We start from the raw sequence: 12,181 nt of genomic DNA, 5'->3' as shown, positions 1-12,181 counted from the left end.
CGTTCATTTGGCTGACTGTCCGCTTTGGGCACATTACTGTCCTTCAAACTGTTGCGGTTCGTAAACTCAGTCTACGCGACCCGCCCCAACCTACAGCCACCAAGTTACCCCAACAAAAAACCAATTAAAGACTATCCCACAAGTAAGCGCCAACCAAAATTACACCTTATTACCACCCTACCCATTCACGCCCCTCAAAAAAAATGGCAAAAAAAAGCCCGGCGCATTGGCCGGGCAAACCTGAGGGACAAACAAAACAACGTTAAAACTGACTAATAAATAAGAGCGCTATTTTTATCACTGTTGTCTTCGCCTCACGGCAATTAGAACCGATTAAAGAAGTTCCATGCGCCGGAGCTGTAGAACGACGGTTGAGAATGCCCGCCGTTGAACGAACACCAGACAACAGGTTTACCTGCTGAACAGTTTTGGTACTCCACACAGGGAGATGGCTGCACAGGCACAGTTGTGTTAGAGCAACCGTTAGCTCTGACATAAGCATCGCGGGCTTGAGCACCAGAGCTTTGGCTTACTACAGTGTCGTTATTGCCGTGCGCAATCCAGGCTGCAGTCGCTGAACCGCTATCCACATGAGGCGTCAAGAAGGCACCTGATACAGGCGCGATAGCACGGAAGGTGGTTGGCAACTCGCGGCCCACTGCAAATGACATCATGCCACCGTAACTCCAACCGGTAGAGAAGATACGGCTTTCGTCGATACACAGGGATGACTTCAGTTGGGTTAGCATCGACTGCAAGAAAGCGATGTCGCGGCCATTGGCATTTGTCCATCCGTCGGTGCCGGCGGCACGATCAGGCGCCACGAAAATCGCAGTGTTATTAGAAAGGCTTTTCATACCGTAGTAGCCTTGACCTACAACATCGTTCGCACTACCACCACGCCAGTGCCAACCGAAGACCAACTTGTAAGGATTGTTCTGGTTGTAGTTGCTCGGGATATCCAACACGTATTCGCGGTTCAAACCATTAACGCTAATGGTACGACGGCCATTCGTTAATTTAGCCGCGGCACCACAGCCAGTAGAACCGGCACGCGATGACGAACTGCTAGAGACCGAAAATGTGCTCGACGCGACAGAACTGCTTGAACGAGGCTCGCCAGTGACGCTACCGAAATTGATGTAACCTTCGCAATGCAACCATTCGCTGGGCGCACCACCACCGCAACGGTTATTCCCCCAAGCGCCAGTATTTTCTGCCTGCGCTTCTGCTTGACGGGTTACACCGTTAACGTTGACGTAATCGATACGTACATCGGCATTGCCGCCATCATCATTGGCAAAGGCCACAACCACGTCGCCAACCAGAGCCGTTTCTACCGTGTAATTATTCATGACGGTGCTCAACGTCCAGGACTGTACTTCAGTACCACCTACGCTGAGAGTGATGGATTCAGTCGCTGTTGTGCCAAGTGCACGCACAGTAATTGCGTTACGAGCACCTGTCGGAACAGATGAAGCAACGCGTGATGATGAACTTAATGCAACGGAAGAACTGATTCTTGATGACGAAACAACAGCAACGGATGAGCTGGAGCGCGAAGAACTTACAACAGGTGTACTGCTTGCCGCTGAACTTGCCGGTGCGGCTGAACACAGGGTGCCATTAATTTGCGGGCGCTCGGCGGTGCCGCCATTTTTTACCCCTTGAAAACCGAACGACACAGTCTGCCCTGCGGCAATGTTGCCATTCCAGGAGACATTGGTTGCAGTGTAAGGATTGCTGCCCGACAGGTTTGCATTCCAACTACTGGTCACGCGATTGTTGGTGTACTGCCAATTCACACTCCAATTATTGACTGACGCCGCTGTATCATTTTTTATTAGGATACTGGCGACGAAACCATTGCTCCATTCGTTATCTAATTGGTAAGTACAAGCAGCCGATGCAGTCTGAGCCGCTGCAGCCAGTGCAGTCGCCATACCGATAAATGCAAGTGGTCGTTTTAAATGTTGCAGCCGCTGATGTGCGCTGGATTTACATGCGTTCATGGTTTTATTCCTTCATAAAAGGTACTAGAAAATCGCGAGTGCCGAACAATAATTCGCGATACCGAAGTAGGGTTGGCTGACGATAGTAAATTTTTATTTTTTTATTCTGATCGTTATTGTTGTTCGTTGATGAATACTAACAAACACAGTCATTGTCGGTATTTGTGGGAACCGAACCCCCGCTTTGGGGTTTACCAAAGCGGGGAAAAGCTTACCGGGTAGCCGCAAACATTATTTCTTTAAACGCAACAAACCCAGTTTGTATGGAATGGTGTTGTAATTACCGTCTGGGCTAGGACCTGCTTCGCCTTGATATAGGAATTCTAAATTACAAGGATCAACAGTCAGACGCTCGTCGTAACCTGAACGAATCAACTCACCATGGCTAATACCGTTAGCCCATTTTCCACCAGGCCATTCCACGTTGCGATTACCTGCAAACGGATTCGCATCGGTATCAGCAAGTGCTGTCCATGGGCCATCCAAACTGGATGATGTCCATGAGCGGAACATGCGTGGACCACTTGGCCATGCCTCAACCATCAACAAATATTTATTTTGACCATCGAGTTTGTAAACGTTTGGTGCTTCAAATAAATACTGATTGCCATTGCCGCGATGATCTTCCATCACGATGGTATAACCCGAGAAATTGGGGAAATTGCCGATGGTGGTTTTAGACATGTAGAGCACGCCGTCATCACGTGAGAAATACAAGTAGCAGTGAGTCGCGTTACAAATCACCCAGAAATCCAACGAGTTTGCAGGTTCGCCTTGCAGCAATTTCTTTTTAGCAGACCAGTTAGGTCTACTAATATCATCAGTCGTTGAGTAAGCACCGCCCCACTGGGTAATCAAATACCACTTGTTATGCGGACGGAAGAAAAACACTTGTGGTGCAACAGTATTACCGACGGTGGTACCGTTCATGGAAATATGTGGCGCAGCCTGAGCGTTATTCCAATCGGTGAAGCTGGTGTACATCGATTTGTAGGCTGTGTCGTAGTAGGTCGCGTACACATGGTAAGTGCCGTTATATTTCACCACCGAAGGATCTTTAATGGATTTCCAGTTTGCATTTTTCGGGCTAATCAACGGCCCGGTAGAAGTCCATTGCAGTGGTGCTTTTAATTCACAGGTTTGCGACGGTGTGCTTGACGAAGAACTGCTTGAAGAACTGGAAGCAGGCGCTTGACCACCAATAGAAAAATCATCGGCGTAGTAGCTGATGGTTGCATCAGTCGCTTCGATAATGAAATGTTGGAATCCAGTCGAACCTGATTGAGTGTAATAACCTTGCAGCAAACGCCACTCGGTAGACGATGCAGTTGCAGTCGCCACTTGTGTGTATTCGTTGTAAGTAGAGCTATCGCTATCTTCCTGACGTTTAGCGGTGAGTTGCACGACGCTGTCCGGTGTACCTGGGGCGAGTTTTACCCACACAGCAACATCGTATTGGCTACCGTTAACCAGTGAACCTGTAGCGAAAGTTAAACCGTTCCAGCTGCCGGTGCGACCAGTAATTAATGCGCTGGCAGAACCACTGCGTTTATCGGCCGTTGAGCGAGCGACAGTACCGGCTGTTGTTGACCAGTTAGTCAAACCATTTTCCACTCCACCATTTTGCGCAAAATTATTTGCTGGAACAGTGTAGCCTGCAGACGAGGATGAACGACTGCTCGCGATAACGGGTTGTGAACTGGGCGCGACGCTTGAGCGCGGCACAGAACTGGGTGCAACACTGGAACGGGCAACTGAACTAGGCGCAACGCTGGAGCGAGGCACAGAGGACGCAGCAGCGCCACACGCAGTTCCATTTACCGTTGGACGCTCAGCAGCGCCACCGTTTTTGTTGCCCTGAAAACCAAATGACACTGACTGGCCTACAGCAATATTGCCATTCCAGGAAACGTTGGATGCGGTATAGGGATTTGATCCGGAAACGGTTGCATTCCAGGTACCGCTAATACGGTTAGCAGAATAACCCCAATTCACACTCCAATTATTAATGGGTGCAGCGGTATCATTTTTGATGGTGATATTGGCAACAAAACCGTTGCTCCACTCACTTTCAATTGTATAAGTACAGGCTGCTGAAGCCAGGTTGGTCATCGCCAACAGGCTTGCACCCAAGCCAATTACCGCGCAACGGTTTTTAACCAGTTGCGCTAATAATCTGGCGGAGTTTTTTTGCTTATTCATCATTAGTCTCCGTTAATTGCGAAAGTTCTTTATAAAAAAGTTCTTTGTAAAAAAGTTCTTTGTAAAAAGTTCTCTAGTGAAAGCACTGCATAAACACTTTCTGTTAGACCGCATTTCTGATTGTGATCAGATATTGTTATTGACCGAACCGATATTTTTATGGACTGACTCGACGCGTTTTATGGGCTAATGCGATAGTAGTCAAAATCCACATAACCGCCCGTAGACTGGGTAGCGTAGTTAAACAGCGCAAATCTGTACCCCATAAAATGCTTGAGGTCGTAAGTCATGCGCAGGGTGTTGCCGATTGCCACCCAATTATTGCCATCCAGACTGTAATAAAATTTCGCTTGATCCGTTTGGTTGACAAAATTCATATCGATGCGGAAATACACGCGATCCTGGAACAAACCTATGCGTGTAATTTCTTGCGGTGTACCGGATGTGGTATCCACCATCACAATCGATTTGGTACCGTTGGATTTATTAACGCCTACAAATCCATAACGTGTTTGCAGCGCGCCTAAACCAGCGTAATCACCGTCTTTCATCGCCGCAGTTTCCAGTGCAATGCGCGCTGAACTTTGCGGACCAAAGGTGCGTTGGGTGAGCGAGTTGCGCGCAACTTCAAAATTACTGGCTGTGCGTTTGTTGGTGAGCCGCATAAAGCCGGGGCGAGCCAGTAGTGACCAGGCCGAATTATCCGGGTTGTGATTCCATTGCCATTGCAATGGCAACACAGAAGAACTCTGCACACCCTGATTAAATTCATCGCTAGTCACAATTCCTGCCAGACCTTTATTTTCTACAGTGAAGCCCAGCTTTTGTGGGACCTTGCCACCGACGCCCATCACCGGCCAACCGTCTTGCCAGCTCACAGGAACCAAATAAGGAATGCGCCCTACTGCACCGGAATCGCGGAATAAATAGGCGTACCAATTACCGGTAGGCGTATCAATTAATCCACCCTGGGCTATACCTTGGTCTTGCAAGGCAACACGCCCTTCATAAGGCCCGGTCAAATTGTTTGCGCGGAAAATTAATTGCGTGCGCGATTTTCCGGAAGGCCAGGTGATCAAGGATACGTAATAGCGGCCATTGATTTTTTGCAGGTGCGTGCCCTCGGGGCGCACAATAAAATTGGTGCCCGCTACCGCCGAGGATTTGGAAATAATGGTTTGATTTAAACCACCGGATTTAATCGCAGAAGCATCGGCGGTGAGTTCGATAATTTTTATGTCATCGATACCGTACGCGAGAAACGCGCGACCGTTTTCAAAAAATAATGAACAGTCGTGATACAACCCATTTAACACAGACGTTGTCCAGGGACCCCGCTCAATATTGGTGGTTTTGTAGATATAAGTTTTGTTGGTAGTGTAGGAAAAGGTGCTGACATAATAGATTCCATCCACATGGCGAATACTGCTCGCCCAGGAACCTTTGCCATAGGCATTTTGACCATTTTCCAAATTGAGTGCGTTGGTATTATCCAAGGTGTTGTAGGCGTAATTCACCAGCGACCAATTCACCAGATCGGTGGACTTCATGATCGGCACACCGGGGCTCATGTGCATAGTGGTGCTGCTCATGTAATAGGTATTGCCGACGCGAATCACCGATGGGTCAGGTACATCCGCCCAAATATTGGGATTACTGGCTTCAATCAAACCTGCCGCAGACGATGAGCTGACGCTTTTTGACGAGGCCGCCAAACTGCTGGCCGGTTTTGAACTCGCTATTACAACGGAGGATGCAAGCGAAGACACTGCAACCGATGCTGTTGATGAGCGCAGGGAAGACACAGCCACAGAAGATGGGCGTACCGACGAGCGCGCGGACGATACCGGCGTTACGCCGCCACAGGGAGCGCCACTAAGGGTGGGGATTTCTGCATTCGCTGCCCCCTTGGTGCCCTGAAAACCAAACTCCACTGTTTGGTTTGGAGAAATGCTGCCATTCCAACTCAATTGAGTTGCAGAATAAGGATTGCTACCCGAGACGTTGGCATTCCAACTATTGCTAATTCGGTTATCACTGGAGTACTGCCAATTGACCGACCAACCGTTGATTGCTGTTGTCGTGTTATTGGTTATTTTGATCGCCGCCGTAAAACCATTATTCCATTGGTTGGTAACCTGGTATTGGCAACTGGCGTTGGCGTTCCAGGCCAACAGCAAGGCCAGGCAGCTACCGGATATTTTGGCAAATTGCGCGGCATAGCGAACGCTTGCGTTAATATTTTCACGCATGGGAATTCTCCCTAATTATTTTTTAAAGGTGGGGTGTGTTTGAACAATATTGCGATTCATAAAAATCCTTTTTTATGAATCGCAAGTTAAACGGACTGATTACTGCTTATTGATGTAGTTGTTTAGTAACCAGGTCATTGCAGGGCGTGGAGTGCCGTTATCCTGAATCAAGCCGGAGCCTTCAATCCAGGTTCTGCCATTCACATAACCCCAAATGGTGATGCCTTTAACGTGCGGGTGATCCCAGAACACAGGGAAATGCGCTTGGAAGTTTTGCAGTTGCACTTGGTCATTGGTATCACCGATATCGTATTCAGAAATGTAGATAGGCTTGCCTACTTGATTCCAAATATTATCGATTGCGGTTTTCACTTGTGCAGCAGTTAAACCTTTCAACTCATGCGCTTGCAGACCAACTGCATCAATGTAATTACCTTGTGCTTTTGCAAGCGCAATAAACTCATTGTGCTGCCAACGGATATTGTTGTAATCGTTCAGGATCAGGATTGAATTAGGGCAATATTGGCGAGCCAATTGGAATACACGTTGAATCCAGTTATTACCGAATGCCTTCTGCGCGTAAGCCGCTGGCTGATGGCCAACTACCGCTTCGTTAACTACGTCGATCATTGCAGTATCCGGGTAGCGTGCGCAGTAATCGCGAATCCACTCTTCAATTTCAGCTGCAGTATCGGCAGCGCTCAAATTATTAATCCATGAAGGTGATTGCGCACCCCACACAAAGGTATGTGCTTTTACAGGGATATTATTTGCACGCGCGTAAGCATAAATACGATCGACCGGTGCCCAGTTATAGACATCACGAGTACCTTCAACTGAACCCCATTTGCCTTCATTTTCTGGCGTAATTTGATTCCAGTAACGAGTGAAATCTGATCTCACTGCACCGGAAGTCGTAATGTTACCAATGAATTTTTTAGCAGCTGGAGCACTGCTTGAAGCGCGCGATGATGATGAACTGCTGGACGCAGGAGCCTGACCACCAATAGAAAAATCATCGGCGTAGTAGCTGATGGTTGCATCAGTTGCTTCGATAATGAAATGTTGGAATGCAGTCGAACCTGATTGGGTGTAATAACCTTGCAGCAAACGCCACTCGGTAGACGATGCAGTTGCAGTCGCTACTTGGGTGTATTCGTTGTAGGTAGAAGTGTCGCTATCTTCCTGACGTTTTGCGGTGAGTTGCACAACGCTATCCGGAGTACCCGGTGCAAGTTTTACCCACACAGCAACATCATATTGGCTACCGCTAACCAGTGAACCTGTAGCGAAAGTCAAACCGTTCCAGCTGCCAGTGCGACCAGTAATTAATGCGCTGGCAGAACCACTGCGTTTATCCGCAGTTGAGCGAGCAACAGTACCGGCTGTTGTTGACCAGTTAGTCAAACCATTTTCAACACCGCCATTTTGCGCAAAGTTATTGGCGGGCACGGTATAACCGCTGGATGAAGAAGAGCGGCTTGAAACAACAGGTTGCGAACTTGGTGCTACGCTTGAGCGCGGTACTGAACTGGGAGCGACACTGGAGCGCGGAGCAGAACTCGCAGCAACACTGCTTGCAACGCCACCACCACAGGCAGCCCCACTTACAGTAGGACGCTCAGCAGTTGCACCGTTTTTGTTGCCTTGGAAACCAAAGGTGACCGATTGCCCAACGGGAATATTGCCGTTCCAGGAAACGTTAGATGCGGTGTAAGGATTTGATCCAGAAAAATTCGCATTCCAGGTTCCACTGATGCGGTTATTGGAGTAACCCCAATTTACGCTCCAGTTATTGATTGGCGCACCTGTATCATTTTTGATGGTGATATTGGCAACAAAACCGTTGCTCCATTCACTTTCAACGTTATAAGTACAGGCTGCGAGCGCAGACTGAGACGAGACCGCGAGGGCGGCACTGACACCAACCAAGCCACAGGTGCGTTTCAGCACCTGCGCAAGAATAGTGTGAGAGGATTTTGGTTTAAGCATGGTGTAAATCTCCGTTTATGGTTATTGGAAAAGTCGTAGTGGTACTGCAAGTTTAAAAACACCCGATCCGAAGATCGGGTAAAGCAGGGGTGGTTAAACGAAATCAACTGTTGTTATTTGCAAACACTGCCCGTCACAGCCGGGACTTGTGCTGCACCATTATTTTTTATTCCCTGAAAACCAAATTCAGCCGTTTGGCCAGGTTGGATACTGGAATTCCAACTCAAGCCGGTTGCAGAATAAGGATTTGTGCCGGAGAGAGTGGCGTTCCAACTGTTACTAATGCGCGTTCCGTCGCTATAACTCCAATTCACATTCCAATTATTAATTGCACTGGTGCCGTTATTTTTTATGCGAATAGCAGCGGTATAACCACTACCCCAATCATTGGTCACCACATAACTACAACTGGCATTTGCATTACCATTTGCAACAGATGAACTGCTACTAGAGCGAATGAAACTTGATGCAACTGAACTGCGAGGTGTAGAACTTGGGGCCACTGAGCTGCGCGGCACAGAACTCGGGGCAACGGAACTTCTTGATATAGAACTCGGCGCGACAGAACTTCTGGAGGATGAACTGGAGGAAGTGGCAGCGGTGCCCTCGCTTACAAACGTAGCGATACTTTTTGGTTCCACATAAAAACTGGTGGCACCGTTGGTGACTTGATAAGTTCCACCGTAGGCAACATTTAAACTGTCAGAGGTGCTGTATTTAACAAAGTTGCCGACGCTGCCATTTTGTAAATTGACATTCAAATTGCGCGAGCCGGTGCCGTTATTAACAACCACCATTACAATTTTATTGTCCGGGCCTTTGTAAGCCGTTACCAATACATCGGAATAGGGTTTTTCGGTCGCGCCTATACGTTTGTAGCCGGGGCGAACAAAACGCGCGTATTGCGACATGATGTAGCCGCGCTTACTCACTTGACCATTTTCGCTCAACAAGCCATAAGAGCGACGGATGTACCACCAGATATACGCGTTAAAATTAGCCGCCATCGATTGATGTAACTCAGTCCCCACATCCAATGCTAAAGGCCACACATTCGCATCACTTTTACTGTCGGTGTAATGCTCCGTCATCCACACTTCCTTGCCCTTGCTACGCGCCAAAGGATAATCCTGGGGCACAGCGCCGTAGAGGTGCCCGGCAATAATGTCGGCATGTTGCACAGCAGTCGGGCTATTTAAAACAGGATCGGTAAAGCGTTTTGCAAAGCCCACAGCTTCACCGACCGTAACTTTCAAGTTGGAACCAAAGCGCGAGCCCTGCGAATTCAAAAAGCTTACAAAATCATCGCCACTCCAATCACAAGACTCATAATCCGGATGCCAGTCGGGCTCGTTTTGCACCGACACTGTATAAAGCGGTGCGCCGTTGGTAGACATGAAATTGGCGAAATCCAATAAGTGCGTGGCGTACTCATCGTAATATTCCGGTTTTAATTTACCGCCATTAATCAAACTGTTATTGGTCTTCATGAAAGCCGGAGGAGACCAGGGAGTTGCGAGTAGAATTGCACCGAGCTGCCGTGCGCGAACTGCCGCCGAAACCTGTTGGCGCCAATTGGCTGAATTGGGATCAATACGCATACGCATGATCGACAAACCCAACTGCCCTTGTTCACTGCCATATGCGGTATCAATTTGTGCGGGTGTTAAATCGGCAATCCAACCGGGAGCATTCATTCCACCAAAACCGCGGATAGTTTGGTATTCCGTCGCCGGATTGAGCGTAACGGATTGTGCCAATACGTGTGAGCATGCAAAGCAGACACCGGCAATCGACAGGAGCAAAGCGCTGTAGCAGCTTTTTTTATCATTTTTGTTCATGGGGTTAGACCTTGGTTTAATCGGTATTATTCGAATAGGTCACGAGGCCTGTTGCTGGCAATCCAAGCTTCGCTGGGTGCGAGATTAAGGAAACCCATGGATTAAAAATTGCAGTTTTGAAAGGTTTTTTATAAAACTGTAGAAAGTTGAAGAGTTGCTGTGATTATTTTAATGCAGTTTTAAGCGATAACTTGCAAAATGAGAACTGATTCGCTACCACCAAAATACAAAAATGACAGAGGCGTTGACCTCGGGCACTGAAGGTTTACACGGATAAATTGCTTAAAATATTTATTATGCGGAAAATTAACTGTTATGAATCCAGCAAAAAATAACCGTTAAACTCACTGGAAACCAATAGATTTTTTACTATTAAAAATTTCAGGTGGGATCTTTAAGCGGATATAAAACTTTGAAGGTTTTGGGAACACATCCGTATTCGGTTTTAAATAATTTATTGAAGTAAGACACATTGTTGTAGCCAACTGAATAGGCAATTTCAGATACGTTTGCCTCTTCATTTTCTGAAAGCAGCCGCGCCGCTTCCGTTAAGCGCAATTTATTTAAATAGGTACTAAAAGTGAGACCTAATTCCTCTTTTAGTATGTCATTAATTTTTGTCCGATTGACCCCTAGCTCCGCTGCCGCCATTTCCAGACTCAATTCCGGATTAGCGTATTCAGTTGCCATAAAGCGCAACACCGCACTTTTTTCTTTATCTTTTTGCGGCTCAATCGATAATTTTTTATAGGCCATTAACGGCTGATCCTGCTTCACCTTTTCCCTGATATCGACCGTCAAAACGGTCACATAACGGCGGAACAACCACACAAAAAATACAACCCATAACATCAGGCTTAACGCCGCTGCCGAATATAAATATCGATGATCCGTACCCAGTAATTTCACATCGGTTAATTTCACATGGGACGGTGTATTGAGTGGACTCTGTAAAGAATTGACCCAGGCAAACCCCATGGTTTTATTCAGTTGGTACCCGGTATCGCTAAATTCATATCCGTACCGGCCTAACCACCAGTGGGGCGTATCCAGATCAGCCAGATTAATGGTGATCTCCGACCAATTTTTATCGCAAGAAAACGCTGTGGAAGAGACACGACGAGTCGCCATATTATTCAAATTAGTCACTTTGTCGTCAAAACTGAATAGCACTAACATGAGTACATTTTTGGGGTCACATTGGATTTTGAAAGAGATTTCCGAAAAGCGACGCAGGTCCGCTTGCACAAACGATTGGATCGGATCGACGAAATAAATTGAGTAATGGGTATACGGAAAAGGCTTTTCCGGGTCCAGAAAAAAGTCATATTCCACCGTACCCACTTCGTTCTTTAGTGTTAATTGCGTTTTGCCATCAGGCTTTTTAGGCTCTATTGCTGAAGCCCAAAGGAAATCGGCATCACGCCCGGGAAACAGGGACGCATTTACGTTGGATTTCATAATCCCCAGGTAGACCACCAGCGCGGTGAGCACCAGGATCGCAACAAATGCAGCAAGAGCATTCCGGTAAAACGTTAACATTTTTGAAATAACCACTCAGGCTTAGACGAATAACCCATTCAGTTTGAAAGATTTGGATCTATCCAGCAGTGTGCGTCACTACTTTTTGCTATACGCAAACATTTTTCAGCCACAGGATTTATGGCGGGTTCAATAGCAAAGGCAACATAGCTGCCATAAGGAAGTTACACTGCCAACGCCAGACCGATATTTTTGCCGAGCAGATGCCACAAGCCCTGAACGCGAAGGTTCAAACCTACATCTACTACTCAATGGGAAATGCCGAACAAAGCCAACCGATATCGATTAATTATTATGAGCCCTGAATTAGCACAAGAGCTTTATCAATGATTGCGCTGAC

Annotated in this window: 6 protein-coding genes; all 6 read right to left on the bottom strand. The window is 47.3% G+C overall.

Features of this window, described 5'->3' with window-relative positions:
- Positions 1-323: 323 nt before the first annotated feature.
- The 6 genes from J2X05_RS14245 to J2X05_RS14220 all read right to left on the bottom strand — a co-directional run bounded on the left by J2X05_RS14245 (position 324) and on the right by J2X05_RS14220 (position 11,841).
- Positions 324-2,012 carry a cellulose binding domain-containing protein gene (locus tag J2X05_RS14245; protein WP_310073565.1) on the bottom strand — a complete coding sequence of 563 codons (1,689 nt, stop codon included), beginning with the start codon at positions 2,010-2,012 and terminating at the stop codon, positions 324-326.
- A 231-nt stretch (positions 2,013-2,243) separates the two neighbouring features.
- Entirely contained in the window at positions 2,244-4,217 is a 1,974-nt protein-coding gene (locus J2X05_RS14240; RefSeq protein ID WP_310073564.1) for a non-reducing end alpha-L-arabinofuranosidase family hydrolase, read from the bottom strand.
- 176 nt (positions 4,218-4,393) lie between these two features.
- The gene (locus J2X05_RS14235) at positions 4,394-6,466 is read right to left on the bottom strand and encodes a beta-xylosidase family glycoside hydrolase (protein WP_310073562.1); all 2,073 of its coding nucleotides are present in this window, start codon (positions 6,464-6,466) and stop codon (positions 4,394-4,396) included.
- 99 nt (positions 6,467-6,565) lie between these two features.
- Positions 6,566-8,458 carry an endo-1,4-beta-xylanase gene (locus tag J2X05_RS14230; protein WP_310073559.1) on the bottom strand — a complete coding sequence of 631 codons (1,893 nt, stop codon included), beginning with the start codon at positions 8,456-8,458 and terminating at the stop codon, positions 6,566-6,568.
- Positions 8,459-8,571: 113 nt separating this feature from the next.
- Positions 8,572-10,299 (bottom strand): cellulose binding domain-containing protein, encoded by a 1,728-nt coding sequence (locus tag J2X05_RS14225; protein WP_310073557.1) that lies wholly within the window; start codon positions 10,297-10,299, stop codon positions 8,572-8,574.
- 381 nt (positions 10,300-10,680) lie between these two features.
- Complete coding sequence (locus tag J2X05_RS14220) at positions 10,681-11,841, bottom strand: helix-turn-helix domain-containing protein (protein WP_310073555.1); 1,161 nt, start codon at positions 11,839-11,841, stop codon at positions 10,681-10,683.
- Positions 11,842-12,181: the final 340 nt, after the last annotated feature.

Source organism: Cellvibrio fibrivorans, assembly GCF_031457055.1.
In the GTDB taxonomy this organism is placed as follows: domain Bacteria; phylum Pseudomonadota; class Gammaproteobacteria; order Pseudomonadales; family Cellvibrionaceae; genus Cellvibrio; species Cellvibrio fibrivorans.
Note: the sequence above shows the minus strand (reverse complement) of the source record. Positions and strands in the feature narration are given on the sequence as shown.

Coding starts and splice junctions, on each gene's coding strand:
- J2X05_RS14230 (WP_310073559.1), bottom strand. CDS start 8,458: ATGCTTAAACCAAAATCCTCTCACACTATTCTTGCGCAGGTGCTGAAA.
- J2X05_RS14225 (WP_310073557.1), bottom strand. CDS start 10,299: ATGAACAAAAATGATAAAAAAAGCTGCTACAGCGCTTTGCTCCTGTCG.
- J2X05_RS14220 (WP_310073555.1), bottom strand. CDS start 11,841: ATGTTAACGTTTTACCGGAATGCTCTTGCTGCATTTGTTGCGATCCTG.
- J2X05_RS14235 (WP_310073562.1), bottom strand. CDS start 6,466: ATGCGTGAAAATATTAACGCAAGCGTTCGCTATGCCGCGCAATTTGCC.
- J2X05_RS14240 (WP_310073564.1), bottom strand. CDS start 4,217: ATGATGAATAAGCAAAAAAACTCCGCCAGATTATTAGCGCAACTGGTT.
- J2X05_RS14245 (WP_310073565.1), bottom strand. CDS start 2,012: ATGAACGCATGTAAATCCAGCGCACATCAGCGGCTGCAACATTTAAAA.